Genomic DNA, 15,321 nt, shown 5'->3' with positions numbered 1-15,321 from the left:
GTGCGCCGTCAGCAGGGCTTCAGCCTGATCGAGCTGCTGGTGGTGCTGGCCATCGCCGGGCTGATGACCGGATTGGCGGTGGCCGGGTTCGGCAACAGCCAGGCCAGTGTCGACCAGGCGCTGCAACGGCTGGCAAGCGAGACCCGGACGCAGGCCGCGCTGGCCCGGCATGCCGGGCAGCTGCGCGGGCTGCGCTGGAATGGCCAGCGCCCGGAGTTCGTCCGGCGCGAAGGTAATGGCTGGGTGGTCGAGGCAGCCGCCCTTGGCGACTGGCCCAAGGGCCTGCGCCCGGACTGGCCGGCCGGCCCGCAGCCGCGCCTGTTGTTCACCCCGCACGGCTGGGCGCAACCGGGCAACGTGCACTGGCGCTGGGCCGATGGCAGCCAGCAATGGGCCTGGAGCCGGGATGGCCGCTTGCAGGTGGTGGTCGCCCCATGAAGCGGCATCAGCGTGGCTTTACCCTGCTGGAGGTGACCGTAGCCCTGGCGATCGCCGCGGTGCTGGCGGTGATCACTAGCCAGGTTTTGCGCCAACGTCTGGCGGTACAGGACAACCTGCAGCAACACCGCCTTGGCCTGCTATGCGCGCGAGAACTGCAAACCCGCTTTGCCGTCGAGCAGTACTGGCCGGCGGAAAACCAGGTTGGCGGTGAGCTGAGCCAGGGCGGCCAGCGCTGCCACTGGCAACTGCAACTACGCCGCACCGGCGTACGCGACCTGCGCCGCGGCGACCTGCTGTTGTTCGCCGACCGCGACCAGCGCCTGCCGCTAGGCCAGTACACCGTGTTTCTGGAGCGGCCATGAGGTACAGAAACCGTGAAGCTTGCGCGGCCCCTGTGGGAGCGGGCATGCCCGCGAAGCAGGCGACTCTGTGTATGGCACCGGCTTCGCCGGTGTTCGCGGGCGCGCCCGCTCCCACAGAGGCCCGGTTCCACCCCGCGCAGTTGCCTGCCTCTGGATCAGCCGTGAGTGACAGAGATCGGGAAGCTTGTGCTGCCCCTGTGGGAGCGGGTTTGCCCGCGAAGCCGGCGACTCGGTGTATGGCACCGGCTTCGCCGGTGTTCGAGGGCGCGCCCGCTCCCACAGAGACCCAGTTCCACCCCGCGCCGGTGCCTGCCCCTGGATCCGCCATGAGTTACAGAGATCGTGAAGCTTGTGCTGCCCCTGTGGGAGCGGGCATGCCCGCGAAGCCGGCGACTCGGTGTATGGCACCGGCTTCGCCGGTGTTCGCGGGTGAACCCGCTCCCACAGAGGCCCGGTTCCACCCCGCGCAGGTGCCTGCCCCTGGATCAGCCGTGAGTGACAGAGATCGTGAAGCTTGTGCTGCCCCTGTGGGAGCGGGTTTACCCGCGAAGCAGGCGACTCTGTGTATGGCACCGGCTTCGCCGGTGTTCGCGGGCGCGCCCGCTCCCACAGAGAGGGCGCATACCCGTCGGCCTTGGACCCAGCCGAGCAAGCACCGCCAGGCCGGCCTTACCCTGATCGAGCTGATGGTCGCCCTGGCACTTACTGTTGTGCTCGGCATCATGCTCGCCGCCCTGGTCAACGGCTGGCTCAAGGTTCGCGAGCGCCTGCAGGCCACCACGCAGGAAACCTCGGTGCTGGACTTCTGCCTGGCCCTGGAGCGTCGCTTCGACAGCCCGGTAATGCGCCGTGTATACGACCAGCGCCTGCCCTTGGCCAGCCGCTGGCTGGACTGGCAACCGGCAAGCAACCAGTTGCTCTGGGTCGCCAGCACCGGCATGCCGGAAGCCGAGGGCGGCTCGCGCCTGCAGCGCCAGCGCCTGCGCTTCGAGGCGCGTGAGCAGCGCCTGCTGCTGGAAAGCTCGGCCGACCTCTATGCCGCAGCCGCCCCCCGCTGGGTTCAGCGCGAGCGGCTCGACCGGGTCAGCGCCATGAATGTTCTTTATTACCAGGGCGGCCGCTGGCAGGCCTGGCCTTCCGACCAACCTGCGCACCCCGGCCGTGGCGTGCGTCTTGAACTGCAGCGTGATGGAGCACCCTATGTCTGCACCTTCGCCCTCCCGTGGGGGCGCTCATGAAGTTTGAATGGGGACGGCGCAACCCGGCCCGGACGTGGCTGTTGCTGCGACCGGGCGCTGTCTGGCACTGGGCGATGGTCGAGGGCGGCCTCGTGCAACGCCATGGGCAGGGCGAGCCCCCGGCAAATCTGCAGGCCAGTGTGGCGTTGATCCTGCCCGCCGAGGCCTGCAGCTATTTCCGCGTGCCGGCACCGCCCGGGCTCAAGCGTGAAGAATGGCCGCTATTGCTCGAAGACCGTTTGCTGCAGACCGTCGACGAAGTGACATGTGCCTGCCTGGCTCGTGAGCCCGGCCACCTTCGGTTGCTGGTGGTAGCCCGTCAGCAACTGGACGACTGGCGCGGGCAGTGCGCCGAATGGGGCTTGCAGGTGGCACGGTGCTGGGCCGAACTACAGCTGCTGCCGCCCCCCGAGGTGGGACATGCCTGGCAATGGCAGCGCACACCCGACATGTATTTGTACAAAGGGCTGGCCGAAGACAGGCAGGAGCACTGGCTGGCCTGGCCGGATGCATTGGGCGAGGTGCCACAGCAACCGTGGGCGGAGCTGCAAAAGGTTTCGCTGAGCGGCGACTGGCCCAGTACGCTGGCACCGCTCGATACACTGCCCCGCCTGTTCGAGCGTACCCGCAAGGTGCGCTCGCTGCCGGTGGTGTCCCGGCCGCAGCAACGGCTGCTCGCTGCCTGCCTGGTACTGGCTGCCGTCTGGGGCGGGCTGTGGTTGAGCAAGCAATGGGCCCAGGCGCAACTCTGGCGCAGCCAGGTCATCGCAGTGACCGGTGAGCAGGCCAGCCCCCGGCACGCTGCGCAGGCCCTCAAGCGCCTGCGCGAAAGTGAACTGCAGCAGCAACTGCACACGCGCCAGCTCGAAGGCCTGCAGACGGCGTTGCAGGCCTGGCTGCGTGATCATCCCGGCTGGCGTGTGCAAGCGGTGCGCTTCGATGGCCAGCGCTGGCACCTGCGGCTGGAGGGCGAGGGTAGTACACCGCCATGGAGCGACATGGCGACAGCTGCCGGGGCCTCGGTCAAGGTGCAGGACGGTCAAGTGGTGTTCGACCTGGGAGCAGCTTCATGAACCGGGACTGGATACAGCGTCATCGTTTGAAGTTCGCCTGGGCATTGATTGCGCTTTTGCTGGCGTTCCTGGCCGTGCGTGCAGGCTTTGCGCAATGGCGCGAGCTCAGCCAGTGGCGGGGGCTGGCCGAACAGGCCGCAGGCCTGCAAGGCGGCCCGGGGTTGAACCTGGAGCGGCTGCGCCAGTCGGCCCAGGCGCGGCAGATCGAACTGGCTGAGGTCGATGCGCAGGGCGAGGCCTGGCAACTGCGTGGGCAGGTGGCCGACGAGCGAGTGCTGCAAGGCTGGTTGCAAAGCCTGCGTGCAGAAGGTGCTCAGCCACTGCAATGGGGGCTGGAACAGCATGAAAAGGGTTTGCACTTCGACCTGGTGGTGCGGCCATGAGCCGAATAAGTGGCGCGTGGGTGATGTCGGTTTTCGCCGTGACATTGCTGGTGGAGCTGCCGGCCAGTTGGGTGGTGCGCGGGATAGGCCTGCCAGCGCGTGAGGTCAGCGGCAGCCTGTGGCAGGGCCAGGCGCAGCAGCTGGGGCCAGTCGGGCCATTGCGTTGGGCGGTGCAGCCTTGGCGCTTGCAGGCGAACGCGCAGCTGGGCTTCCAGGGCCAGGCCTGGCAGTTGCGCGCCGAAGGCTGGCCATGGCGCTGGCGGCTGGAGGCAACGGCCATGGGGGCCCAGGCGACGGTGGCGACGGACTACCGCTTGGCCGGCCAGTGGCAGGGCACGTTGCGGATGCAGGGGGCAGGGCGGCAATGCCGTGCCAGCGAAGGCCGCATGACGGTAACCGACCTTGCCTTGAGCGAGCCCTGGTCACTGGGCTTGGGGCAGGGCTGGCTGGAAATGGACTGCCGCAGCGGCTGGCACCTGCGCGGGCAGTTGGTGCAGCAGGGGCAGCATGAATTGGCCGTGGATGCCGACCTGCCAGCGCGCCGGGCGCAGGTGATGGTCAAGTTGCAGCCGGAGGCGGCGCTGACGCCTTTGCTGCGTGGTGTGCAGTGGCTTGGGCCGCAGGCGCTGGCAGGGCAGCGGGACTTGCGCTGGTAAATAGATTTTGTCGCCGGCAAGCTGGCTCCTACAACCAATCAACTGTCTGGCCCAAATGCTGAAAGAGGGCACGAAGCCCGTGCCCTCCAGCGTGGCGCCTGCTTCAGTTTTTCTTGCCCTGCACACTCGAAGCCCACTGCTCACTGCGATTGTGCCCACTGGTCCTCAACAACCCCAGGTCCAGTGCATTTTCCCCATCCGCCGCACCCTTGCCCTTGGCTAGCTCGGCCATCGCCGTGCCCAAGTCCACCGGTGAGTTGGACGCATCGATCGACACATCCCGACGATAGTCGTTACCGCTAAGTGTTTCCCGGGTAACCGAGTTGGCGTCGAGCACCACATCGCCCTTGGCCGACTGCAGGCGTGCACCCACCAGGTGGGCATTGCCGCCGACCTGCAGGTCGATACCGTCGCTACCTTTGAGCGTGGCCTGCTGGCCTACGCTGTCGCGCTGTGCGTGCGACACGTCGAGGCGGAAGGTGGGCGAAAGCCCCGGGTCTGCCTTGCTCAGCACGGAGCCAGCTTTCTTCTCAACCTTGCTCCCCAGCGGCCCTGCCACCGAAGTGGCCGCGTTGACGTAGCCCCGCGGGTTTTTCTCCTGGCTCAGCCGGGCATCGCCTTTCACGCTCAAGGTATTGACGTTGTCCTTGCGGCTGGCGATGCGCAGGTCGCCGTCGATCACTCCCTTGATACGCCCCGTTTCCAGGGTGACGCCTTCGAGGCGGGTATCGCCACGGCTTTGCAGGTCGATGCGCTCGGCGCGCAGGTCGCTGGCATTCAAGGTGAGGTTGTCGCGCTTGTCGAGATCCACCTTGAGGCGGCCATGCAGACCGCGGGTGTCCAGCGCGCCCTCGGCCATGTCGAAGCCGGCCCCGGCGGTGATGTCGAGGTTGTCACGCCGCTCCTGGCTGGACGATGCTTCCACCAGCATGCCGCCATTCGATGCGTCGAGGGTTATCTGTTCGGCCGAGGCCTGCAGGCCCTCAAGGTGCAGGGCGATATCCTCGCGGGCGCTGCTGCCCAGCTTCAGTGTGCCGTTGCTGGCGAACGCGGCATTCACCGCCTGGCGTGCCTCTTCGTCCTGCTTGCCATGGCTGAAGTGGCCGCCGATGGCGCCGCCCGTGATGTTGCCAGCCTTGACCGCCAGCTCCGCGCCGCCGCCCATCTTGGCGCCGTTAGCGTTCTGGGTATCGCTGGCCGCCTTGACCTGCAGCCGACCGCCGCTTTGCAGTTGAATGTCGCCGGTCTTGGCCTCACGGCTGCCAATGCGGGTGCCTTCGAGCACAAGGTCGCCGCCACTGCTCAGCTTTACCTGGCCCTTGGCGTCGATCTGCGCCACCTGAGCCTTGCGCTGTGTACTCTGGCTCTGCCCGTGGTCGAGGTAGCCTCGGCCATCGACACCGGTGCTGCCCGGGCGGTTGCCGACCTTGGCCCAGGCATTGCCGTCGAGCTGGCGGGACTGCTGTTCGGCCTGATCATTTGCCTGTGGCAATGCCAGCGAACCGGCGCTGCTCATGACCACGCTGCCTTCACCGCCATCGATGCGCGTCCCTTCATAACGACCAGAGCTGCCCAGTTGCACCTGGATGCCCTGTTGCCCATACAGGCTGCCGGGGGCGGCGCTGCTGGCGGTGTCCTTCTTGTCCAGCGAGCCGCCTTTGCCGGCGGCGCGCACATTCAGGTCTTCGCCGGTGCTGGTGTCCAGGCGCACATCGCCGCCGTAGGCCAGGCGTTGCACGGTATTTTCCTGGGTGTTCTCGGCTGCCTGCATCTGGTGTTGCCGGGCCTCGATCTGCAGCTTGCCAGCGTTGGCGCGCCAGGCGGTGCCCTGGTCGGTGATGTTCTCGGCCTTGACTTCGACCTTGGCCCCGGACAACTCGCTCACCTGGGCAAAGCCGCGGCGCTGGTTTTCCAGGCGCTTGAGGTGTTCCACGGTCATGTCGGCGCCAACGCTGGGTGGCGCCATGGCGTCTTCGGGGGAGGCTTGCTGGAAGCGCGCGGCTTCTTCGCCCAGTACCAGGCGTTCGATGGGGCGAGTAAGGTCGCGGTACTCGACACTGGCGCCGAGGCTGCCCGACCAGTCGCCACGGCTTTGTTCAGTTTCGTCGGTATCCTGTACCGCGCGGTTGTCGATGCGTTTGGCAGTTACTTGCAGTGCGTTGCCAGCCTTGACGTGTGCGGCCTCGGTGACCAGTTCATCGCCAGTAATCTTCAGGTCGCCGCTGGCCTGCAATGTGCTGCGTTGCACCTTGCTGTCGCGTTCGGCCTGCACCTGGCGGTTGTGATGGCCTTCGAACAAGCTGCCCAGCCGGTCGATGCCGCCGGTTACCGTCAAACCGCCGCCACTGTGGGTGGTGCTGGTGGTGGTGTCATGGTCATTGCGGGTTGCACCCAGGGTCACCTTTCGAGCCTGCATATCGAGGTCGCCTGCGGCGGCCTTCACCGTGGCGCCGTTGACTTGCAGGTGAGCCTTGCTGCCAAGGCTCACCGAAGTGCCCTCGAGCTCACTGACAACCTGGCTGGTGGCACGCTGCCTGCTGCTGGTGGTGGCGACATCATAGGCAATGCCGGCCGAGTACTGCCGGGACTCTGGCTTGCCATCCTCGGCTTCCTGGGTCTGCTTGGCGCTGGTGCTGAAACCACGTTGCTGGTTGCGGGTTTCGCGCTCGTCAACCGCTTGCGCGCTGGTAATCAGCAGGTCCCCCTTGGCCTCTACCTGCAGGTGCCCGCCCGCTGCAACCTTGGCGCCCTGGATGCGCATTTCCTCGGCGCTGGCCAGGCGCAGATTGGTGGCCGAGCCGACGTCGCTGGTCAGTACCTGCTGTGTACGGTCGGTGCTCTCGTGGTCGCTGCCAATCAGGCCGAACAGCTTGCTGTCGCTGGTACGGTCGGTGGAGGTGGTGCGGCAATGGTCGGCTTCGATGGCCAGTGCACCTTTCGTGCTGTAGAGCAGCGCGTCCTTCTTGCCGTGCACGGTACTGCCCTTGATGGCCACCTGGTCAGCTGTCACGGCCAGCTTGCCGTCCGTCGTGACACTGCTACCGGCAACGGCCTGGCCTTCGCTGTCGTTACCCTTGCGGTCGCCAAAGAAGGTGCCGGATACCAGGTCGCCACGATAGTCGCGCCGGGTACCGCGCTCCTGCAGGGCGGTGGTACCAATGTTTGCCTCCTTGGCTTCGATCGCCATGTCGCCGCGGCTTTGCAGGCTGCTGCCCTTCACATCGACGGAATTCCTGGCCTTCAGCGTCATGCGCTGGGCCTGTAGCGCACTGCCTTGTGCGGTTTCCTTGAATTGGTCTGTATCGCTGTCACCGCGCCACAAGTCCTTGCGGTGGCGAACCTGCTCTTCGGTGTGCTGGCTGTCGATGCCGGCAGCGATGGCCAGGTTGGCGCCGCTGTCGAGGGTCAGCTCATTGCCAGCATCCACCTTGGCCGCCACCAGGCGCATGTCGTCAGCGGATTGCAGCAGCACGCCGTCCTTGCCTTGCAAGCTGCTGCCCTGTTGCTGCTGCTGGGTGGTGGTTGTTTCGCGGTTGTAGGTTTCGCGGGTGACGAACAGGAACTTCTTGTTCCAGCTGTCGCTGTCGCGTTCGATGTTTTCGCGAGTCGTGGCATCCAGCGTGAGCTTCTTGCCGGCCTTGGCCTCGATTCGCCGAGCCTGCCCATCAACGGTTTCAAGTGTCAGGCCATCGGCAGCGGTGAGCCGCAGATCGCCCTGTTCGCTGTGCAGTTCGACGGGGTTGTCGGCCTTGCCGCTTACCTGCAGCGCGCCGGCCGACTGGATGTCGACCCCGTCGATACCCAGCAATTGCGATGCCCCCACACGCACCCCGGCACCTTCTGCGGTGCTCACCACGCGAATGCGCCCGGCACGCATGGCGCCGAACAGGCTGGCATCGATGCTGGACGGAGTGCCCGGCAGGTGTTCGAGAAATTCGCCGCTGGTGCTGTCGATGCGGTTGCGACCGACGGTGATATCGATTGAGTTGCGCGCCATCAGCAGCCCTTTGCTGTCTACGCGTGGGGCAATAAGTTCGAGGGCGCCGTTGGGGTTGCGCTGGCCGCCCTCGAGCACTTTCAGGGTACCGCTGGCGTTGATCGTGTCGAGGTACTTCAGTCGCTGGCCCTCGAACTCGGGGGTGCCCACCACGAAACCGGCGCGTGTGGTGTTGATGAAACTGCCGCCGTTGAGGGTGATGCCATTGGGGTTGGCCAGGATGTAGTCGGCCGGGCGGCCGAAGATTTCCTGCGGCCCTTCGATCAGCGAGGCGTTGCGGCTGACCACCTCGTTGAGAATGGTCGAGGCCGCCTGGCCCTGGAATTGCGGGTTGGCCGCCAGGGCACCGGCCAATTCCGACTGCCCGGCCTGGGTGGCATTGTTCAGAACCACCCCGGAGCGATCCACGTTGTAGTCGAGGAACTGGTTATGCGACAGTCCGTTGGCGTTTGGCGCGACAATATTGATGACCGGGACGCCATGCCCATCGTTGATGACCGGTGTGCCGCCGGGGCCGCTGGTTGCTGTAAGGCCGCCCTGGGCCAGAGCGGTGCCGGGCCCGAGCAGGGCGAGGAAGATGGCCCAGCGCAAGGTGTCCGGGCGGGTAGACGGTGACTGCGAGAGTGTTTGCATGTTCTCGTTCTCTTTGTTGTGGGTGAATCAGATGTTCAGGGCCAGTTCCACCACCCAGAAGCCAGGCTCCAGCAGCGGGCGGGGCAGGTCGCTGGCGTACAGCGCGCGTTGGTAGCCCAGGCGCAGGTGGCTGCCGGGCAGGCTCAGTTCGGCGCCGGCGGTGGTCCCGGCAAGGCGTTGTGAAGGCTTGCCTTCGGCGTTGCGGGTCCAGCCAAGGTCCAGGCCGATGTAGGGGCGTACTTGCAGGGGAGCGGTCCAGCCTTCCGGTAGCGGCTGACTGACGGTGTTGCGCCAGACGGCGCTGCTGGCACCGGAGTAGGTACGCAGGCGAAACCCGCGCACGGCCGAATCGTCGCTGACCAGCAACTGCTCGACAGCGGGTAACGGGTCACTGCTGTATTGCAGAGCCAGTTCGCTCTGCCAGCGCCATGGGTGGCTGGCCGGGCCCTGGCGCAGGTGCAGCAGGTTGGCGCGGTACTTGCGAAAATCCGGGCGCAGGCGTTCTGCTCCCAACGGCGAGCGGTCGGCACCAAAGGCGTCGATTCCCTGGGCGACACCGAGGTAGCCATTCCACAGGCCTGTTTCCAGCCACAGCAGGTTGATACCCGCTTCCACGGAGACCAGGGTGGGGCTCTGCTGGACGATCACCGCGCCGGCGCTGCGGTTGACCATTTGCTTGCGGTCCAGCCGGGCGCTGGCGCTGAGCATGCCTTGCTGGTTGCGCCACAGCACCCGCTCGACGCTCAGGCCCTGGTAGCTGCTGCTGCCGTCTGCTACCTGGCGGCTGTGGGGGAGCGGCGCCTCGTAACGCAGCTCGCTGGCGCTGAGCGCGAAGGCCCAGGCGCCGTAGGGGATGCTGTAGTACAGCGAGACGCCTTGGCTTTGCCCAGGCGCGTCGAGCACCGTGCCGTTCAGCGACAGGCGCAGGTCATCATTGAGGCCCAGCGGGCTGTCCAGACCGAAGCCGAGGTTCAGGCGATGACGCCCGGTCAGGTCGCTGCCGCGGTTGTCGAAGCGGCTGTCCAGGTGCCCGCGCGAGGCCACCTTGCGCGGCTGCACGACAACTCGGGTGCCGCCCTGCAGTTCGCCGGGCAGCAAGGCTGCGGACAGGTCATAAGCGCGCAGGCGGTTGAGCTGGTCGAGGCCTTGTTCCAGGTCTGGCAGGTACAGTGGCTGCCCGAGCAGGCCGGGAAAGGCGCCTGAGAGGGACAGGGGCAAATCGGGGCCCGCCAGTTCGATGGACTCGACGAACCCCTCGACGATGACCAGGTCCAGCGGTGCGCCGTCTTGTGGTGGTTGCTGCAGGTAAGGCCGGCTGGTCGGGTAACCGGCCTGCACATAGCGCTGGGTGATGGCTTTAAGCAGCCCGTTGATTTTCGCGATGTCCATGCACGGGGTGACGAACCGGCGAAGGGTTGGCGTCAGCGCCGAGTCGGAAAGCTTGCGGTTGCCGGCCACGCGTACGCCGCTGATGGCCCAGCAGCGCTGGTCGTGCGGGAGGGGGGCGGTAGTGTCGGGGTTCTTGGCCGGGGCGGGCTGACGCTGCCAGCGTTCCAGCCGCTGTTGCTGTTCCAGCTGTTGCAGACCGCGCTGCTGATCGCGCAGTTGCTGGCTGGCGGGGTCGTTGGCCAGCACCTGGGGCGCGGCCAGCAAACCGGACAGGCAGCAGGTGAGCGCCCAGCAGGTGGCGCGGTGAATGTGGAACGGCATTGAAGCACCCCGCAAATGATGTACGGATCTCGTACTCGTCTGCGTGGATGCTAAAAATTATGGGGTTCGCCTGGATGCAGTACCCAGCCTAAGCGCTTGTAAGGCGCGTTCTTGCCTGATGGTGGGAAGCTTCCTACAGCATCAGTTGAAAGGCCCGCTATCAGGGCCGAATTTCGATCAACGTGCCATCCCGCACCAGGTCCCACACTTCCTGCATGTCGCGGTTGCGCATGGCAATACACCCATCCGTCCAGTCCAGGGTGTGGAAGTACCACTCCGGATACTCGTCGTTGATCGGCGTACCATGGATCATGATCATGCTGCCGGCACTCACCCCTTCACGGGAGGCACGGGCGGCATCGGTGATGTTCGGGTAATTGATGTGCATGGCCAGGTTGAAGCGGTCGCTCTGCTTGCGCCAGTCCAGCCAGTACAGGCCCTCGGGGGTTTTCTTGTCGCCTTCGCGCTCCTTGGCGCCCTTGGGCTGCTTGCCCAGCGAGATGCGGTAGGTTTTCAGCGGCTCGCCACGGCTGATCAACTGCAGGCGACGCTCGGACTTGATCACCAGTACCTTGTCGATCAGCGGTTGCATGGCCTGCTGTGAAGGCGAAGGTGTTTGCGCTGCCGGCTGGGGCTTGCGGATGATGGTCTCGGTGAAGGCCGCCTGGGACACCGAGGTAACGCAAAGGCAGAAAAGGGCAAACAACCAGCGCATGTAACGGTATCCCTGAAGGCTTCTAGGTAATGGGCGAGACGTTCATCGGCGGCAGGTATTCATGGCCTATGGGGTAGTGCTGCCCGATGCGGTCGCGATAGTAGCATTCTAGTGTGCGAGTGACGGTGCGGAAAGCCAGCTCGCCCCACGGTATCTCATGTTCCTCGAACAGCCGCACTTCCAGGCTTTCGACTCCGACAGCGAAATCAAGGTCCGCCAGCTCGGCGCGGAAGAACACGTGCACCTGGTTGATGTGCGGCAGGTCGAACAGCTGGTACAGGCTCATGCTGCCGACCCGGGCGCAGGCCTCCTCGACGGTTTCGCGACGGGCGGCCTGGTCCAGGGTTTCGCCGTTCTCCATGAAACCGGCAGGCAGGGTCCAGAAACCGCTACGTGGCTCGATGGCGCGCCGGCACAGCAGCACCTGGCTGCCCCAGGTCGGCAATACGCCGGCGACGATGTTGGGGTTCTGGTAGTGGATGGTCTGGCAAAACTCGCAGACATACCGCAGGCGGCTGTCGCCCTCGGGGATCCGCTGAGTGACCGGTTGGCCGCACGCGCTGCAGAATTTCATGTGTCGTTCCTTTTGCTCTGGGCTATCTTGGCGCGCCGGCCGTGCTGCCGCAAGCGCACGGGGCTTGGGTGCTTCGCGCCTTTGGTGCATCATGCAAGGCAGGCCTTGGATACGAGCGTGCGCAATGCTGGACGAGCTACTTCGCCGAATGAGCAACCACCAACCCGCATCACTGGAAACCGACCGGCGGTTCCCTGAAGCGGCGGTCCTCTTGCCCATTACCCGCAGCGAAGCGCCCGAACTGGTCCTGACCCTGCGCGCCAAGGGCCTGTCCACCCACGGCGGCGAAGTGGCTTTTCCCGGTGGCCGCCGCGACCCGGAAGATCCGGACCTGGTGTTCACCGCGCTGCGTGAAGCGGAGGAAGAAATCGGCCTGCCACCAGGCCTCGTGGAAGTGATCGGCCCGCTCAGCCCGCTGATTTCGCTGCACGGCCTGAAAGTGACGCCATTCGTCGGGCTCATCCCCGATTTTGTCGAATACCGTGCCAATGATGCAGAGATCGCGGCAGTATTCACCGTGCCGCTGGAATTCTTTCGCCAGGACCCGCGCGACCATACCCACCGTATCGATTATCAGGGGCGCAGCTGGTATGTGCCCAGCTATCGCTATGGCGAATACAAGATCTGGGGGTTGTCGGCGATCATGATCGTCGAACTGGTCAACCTGCTGTTCGATGCCGGCATCAGCCTGCACCAGCCCCCTGAGCGTTACATCGAAAACTGAGCGGGGCCAACCCCGTCGTCTGCGTTGCAGCCTGAGGAGCAAGCATGAAATACCGCCTGGGCGACCTGCGGGTCGAGAGTCACCCCACCAGTTGGGCCGCACCCAACGCCACGCTGATCGGCAAGGTGCGCCTGCAGGCCGATGCCAGCGTGTGGTTTGGCGCGGTGCTGCGCGGGGACAACGAGCTGATCGACATTGGCGAGGGCAGCAACGTGCAGGATGGCACGGTGATGCACACCGACATGGGCTCGCCGCTGACCCTGGGCAAAGGCGTGACCGTTGGCCACAACGCCATGCTGCATGGTTGCACGGTGGGCGACTACAGCCTGGTAGGCATCAATGCGGTGATACTCAATGGCGCGCGCATCGGCAAGCATTGCATCATCGGCGCCAATGCGCTGATTGCAGAAGGCAAGGAGATCCCCGACGGTTCGCTGGTGATGGGCTCGCCGGGCAAGGTGGTGCGCGAGCTGACCGAACAGCAGAAGCGCATGCTCGAAGCCAGTGCCGCGCATTACGTGCACAATGCCCAGCGCTATGCGCGAGAGTTGGTGGTTGACGATGAGTGATGTCGTGGAGCGGCCGGTGGCCTCGCCGTGCGTGAGTATCTGTGCGCTGGACGAGCAGGATATCTGCACCGGTTGCCAGCGAACCGTGGCGGAAATCAGCCGCTGGGGGCGGATGGACAACGACGAGCGCCGGGCGGTGCTGAAGCTGTGCCATGAAAGGGCAGTAGCTGCCGGCCTGATTATTGGATGCTAGACACCTTGTCGGCTTCATCGCCGCTCCTCCAGGGAGTACCGTTGCCTGCGGATGAAGCCAGCGGTAATCTGTGCGGCTTGCCCACAGACTACCCGCCATGTTCTATCTGATTGCCTACATCAGCAGCGTAGTGCTGATCAACTACGCCTTCTCCAGCGCGCCACACCTGGACATCATCTGGTCTGCCTGGGGCGGCCTGGTGTTCATCCTGCGCGACATGGTGCAGACCCGCTTCGGCCATGGCGCCCTGGTCGCCATGCTGGCGGCGCTGGTGCTGTCCTATGTCACTTCGGAGCCGGCCATCGCCCTGGCCAGCGCCACCGCGTTCTTCATTTCCGAACTGATCGACTGGCTGGTCTTCAGCATCACTCGCCGGCCGTTGCGCGACCGCCTGTGGCTGAGTTCGGCGCTGAGCATCCCGGTGGACACCTTCATCTTCTTTGGCATGATCGGCGCCCTGACCCCAGCCGTGATCGGCACCGCCATGGCCTCGAAATTCGTCGGTGTCACCGCCGTGTGGCTGGCCATGGCATTTCGCGCCCGGCGGGCCGCCGTGGCGGGTTGATGGTGTAGAATAGCGGTCCTTTTTCAGCGGGCGGCGCCAAGCCTGGTGCGGCCCCGGACGCCTTCGAGGACCTGAAATGACCCGTATCGGAACCCCATTGTCGCCCACTGCGACCCGTGTACTGCTCTGCGGCTGTGGCGAGCTGGGCAAGGAAGTGGTGATCGAGCTGCAGCGCCTGGGCGTCGAAGTGATCGCCGTCGACCGCTACGCCAATGCCCCGGCAATGCAGGTGGCGCACCGCAGCCACGTGGTCAACATGCTCGATGGCGTGGCCCTGCGCGCGGTAATCGAGGCCGAGAAGCCGCACTACATCGTCCCTGAAATCGAAGCCATCGCCACCGCCACCTTGGTCGAGCTGGAAAACGAAGGTTTCAACGTGGTGCCGACCGCTCGCGCCACCCAGCTCACCATGAACCGCGAAGGCATCCGCCGCCTGGCCGCCGAAGAGCTGGACCTGCCTACCTCGCCGTACCACTTCGCCGACACCTATGAAGACTACGCCAAGGCCGTGGCCGATGTCGGCTACCCGTGCGTGGTCAAGCCGGTGATGAGCTCGTCGGGCAAGGGCCAGAGCCTGCTGCGCAGCGATGCCGACCTACAGAAGTCGTGGGACTACGCCCAGGAAGGTGGCCGCGCCGGCAAAGGCCGGGTCATCGTCGAGGGCTTCATCGACTTCGAATACGAAATTACCCTGCTGACCGTGCGACACGTCGGCGGCACCACCTTCCTCGAGCCTGTCGGCCACCGCCAGGAGAAGGGCGACTACCAGGAATCGTGGCAGCCGCAGGCCATGAGCCCCAAGGCCCTGGCCGAGTCGCAGCGGGTGGCCAAGGCGGTCACCGATGCCCTGGGCGGTCGTGGCCTGTTTGGCGTGGAACTGTTCGTGAAGGGCGACCAGGTGTGGTTCAGCGAAGTCTCGCCACGCCCGCATGACACTGGCCTGGTGACCCTGATTTCCCAGGACCTGTCGCAGTTTGCCCTGCATGCCCGCGCCATTCTTGGCCTGCCGATTCCGGTAGTGCGCCAGTTCGGCCCTTCGGCTTCGGCGGTGATCCTGCCCGAGGGGCAGTCGCAGCAGACCAGCTTTGCCAACCTGGGTGCGGCGCTGAGTGAGCCGGATACTGCCATTCGCCTGTTCGGCAAGCCGGAAATCAACGGTACCCGCCGCATGGGCGTGTGCCTGGCGCGTGATGAGTCGGTCGAAGCGGCGCGTGCCAAGGCGACCCGTGCTTCGCAGGCGGTCAAGGTCGAGTTCTGATCCGGGATCGTAAGGGGTCGCGTTGCGGCCCTTTCGCCGGCAAGCCAGCTCCCCCAGGAACTGCACAAGGCTTGAGGGCTGTGGAGGCCTTGTGGGAGCAACTGTCTTGCTCAATTTCTAAAAGCTGGCGTGATCCCTGTGGGAGCGGGCTTGCCCGCGAACACGGGCGAAGCCCGTGCCATCCATCGCGGTGTCTTCTTCGCGGGTAACCCGCTCCCACAGGGATCACG

15 protein-coding genes are annotated in these 15,321 nt (G+C 65.5%); 11 read left to right on the top strand and 4 right to left on the bottom strand.

What is annotated here, in order from left to right:
• The 6 genes from gspH (at window position 1) to CAF92_RS09610 (ending at window position 4,153) form a co-directional block, all read left to right on the top strand.
• The gene (gspH, locus tag CAF92_RS09655) at window positions 1-438 is read left to right on the top strand and encodes a type II secretion system minor pseudopilin GspH (protein ID WP_085600544.1); all 438 of its coding nucleotides are present in this window, start codon (window positions 1-3) and stop codon (window positions 436-438) included.
• Window positions 435-803: a type II secretion system protein GspI gene (locus CAF92_RS09650; protein ID WP_046617218.1), complete on the top strand. Its 369-nt coding sequence runs from the start codon at window positions 435-437 to the stop codon at window positions 801-803. The genes gspH and CAF92_RS09650 overlap by 4 nt, the downstream gene beginning before the upstream one ends.
• A gap of 566 nt (window positions 804-1,369) precedes the next feature.
• Entirely contained in the window at window positions 1,370-2,041 is a 672-nt protein-coding gene (locus tag CAF92_RS09625) for a prepilin-type N-terminal cleavage/methylation domain-containing protein (protein ID WP_085600542.1), read from the top strand.
• A complete protein-coding gene (gene gspL, locus CAF92_RS09620; protein ID WP_085600733.1) occupies window positions 2,038-3,114 on the top strand; it encodes a type II secretion system protein GspL in 1,077 nt (358 codons plus the stop codon). Before CAF92_RS09625 ends, gspL begins: the two co-directional genes overlap by 4 nt.
• Entirely contained in the window at window positions 3,111-3,497 is a 387-nt protein-coding gene (gene gspM, locus CAF92_RS09615; RefSeq protein ID WP_046616075.1) for a type II secretion system protein GspM, read from the top strand. The genes gspL and gspM overlap by 4 nt, the downstream gene beginning before the upstream one ends.
• Window positions 3,494-4,153 carry a general secretion pathway protein GspN gene (locus tag CAF92_RS09610; protein ID WP_085600540.1) on the top strand — a complete coding sequence of 220 codons (660 nt, stop codon included), beginning with the start codon at window positions 3,494-3,496 and terminating at the stop codon, window positions 4,151-4,153. Before gspM ends, CAF92_RS09610 begins: the two co-directional genes overlap by 4 nt.
• Window positions 4,154-4,256: 103 nt before the next feature.
• Here CAF92_RS09610 and CAF92_RS09605 read toward each other — a convergent pair whose 3' ends face one another.
• The 4 genes from CAF92_RS09605 to CAF92_RS09590 form a co-directional block, all read right to left on the bottom strand.
• On the bottom strand, window positions 4,257-8,783 hold the full coding sequence (locus CAF92_RS09605) for a hemagglutinin repeat-containing protein (protein WP_085600538.1): 4,527 nt from the start codon (window positions 8,781-8,783) through the stop codon (window positions 4,257-4,259).
• A 27-nt stretch (window positions 8,784-8,810) separates the two neighbouring features.
• A complete protein-coding gene (locus CAF92_RS09600) occupies window positions 8,811-10,493 on the bottom strand; it encodes a ShlB/FhaC/HecB family hemolysin secretion/activation protein (protein WP_085600536.1) in 1,683 nt (560 codons plus the stop codon).
• 160 nt (window positions 10,494-10,653) lie between these two features.
• On the bottom strand, window positions 10,654-11,208 hold the full coding sequence (locus CAF92_RS09595) for a murein L,D-transpeptidase family protein (RefSeq protein ID WP_085600534.1): 555 nt from the start codon (window positions 11,206-11,208) through the stop codon (window positions 10,654-10,656).
• Between the two features lie 22 nt (window positions 11,209-11,230).
• Window positions 11,231-11,782 (bottom strand): NUDIX hydrolase, encoded by a 552-nt coding sequence (locus CAF92_RS09590; RefSeq protein ID WP_085600532.1) that lies wholly within the window; start codon window positions 11,780-11,782, stop codon window positions 11,231-11,233.
• Window positions 11,783-11,906: 124 nt separating this feature from the next.
• On the opposite strand from CAF92_RS09590, the gene CAF92_RS09585 reads away from it, so the two are divergent.
• The 5 genes from CAF92_RS09585 (at window position 11,907) to purT (ending at window position 15,091) form a co-directional block, all read left to right on the top strand.
• A complete protein-coding gene (locus CAF92_RS09585) occupies window positions 11,907-12,506 on the top strand; it encodes a CoA pyrophosphatase (RefSeq protein ID WP_003252125.1) in 600 nt (199 codons plus the stop codon).
• A gap of 44 nt (window positions 12,507-12,550) precedes the next feature.
• Window positions 12,551-13,075, top strand: a complete 525-nt coding sequence (locus CAF92_RS09580; RefSeq protein ID WP_015269134.1) for a gamma carbonic anhydrase family protein — start codon at window positions 12,551-12,553, stop codon at window positions 13,073-13,075.
• Window positions 13,068-13,268 carry a DUF1289 domain-containing protein gene (locus CAF92_RS09575; RefSeq protein ID WP_085600530.1) on the top strand — a complete coding sequence of 67 codons (201 nt, stop codon included), beginning with the start codon at window positions 13,068-13,070 and terminating at the stop codon, window positions 13,266-13,268. Before CAF92_RS09580 ends, CAF92_RS09575 begins: the two co-directional genes overlap by 8 nt.
• A gap of 97 nt (window positions 13,269-13,365) precedes the next feature.
• On the top strand, window positions 13,366-13,833 hold the full coding sequence (locus CAF92_RS09570; protein WP_085600528.1) for a VUT family protein: 468 nt from the start codon (window positions 13,366-13,368) through the stop codon (window positions 13,831-13,833).
• Window positions 13,834-13,909: 76 nt separating this feature from the next.
• Window positions 13,910-15,091 (top strand): formate-dependent phosphoribosylglycinamide formyltransferase, encoded by a 1,182-nt coding sequence (gene purT / locus CAF92_RS09565; RefSeq protein ID WP_025337909.1) that lies wholly within the window; start codon window positions 13,910-13,912, stop codon window positions 15,089-15,091.
• The last annotated feature ends 230 nt before the right edge of the window (window positions 15,092-15,321 follow it).

Origin of the sequence: Pseudomonas sp. B10(2017) (assembly GCF_002113295.1) — a bacterium.
Classification (GTDB): domain Bacteria; phylum Pseudomonadota; class Gammaproteobacteria; order Pseudomonadales; family Pseudomonadaceae; genus Aquipseudomonas; species Aquipseudomonas pudica.
The sequence above is the reverse complement of the archived record's forward strand: the minus strand, read 5'-3'. Positions and strand labels throughout refer to the sequence as shown.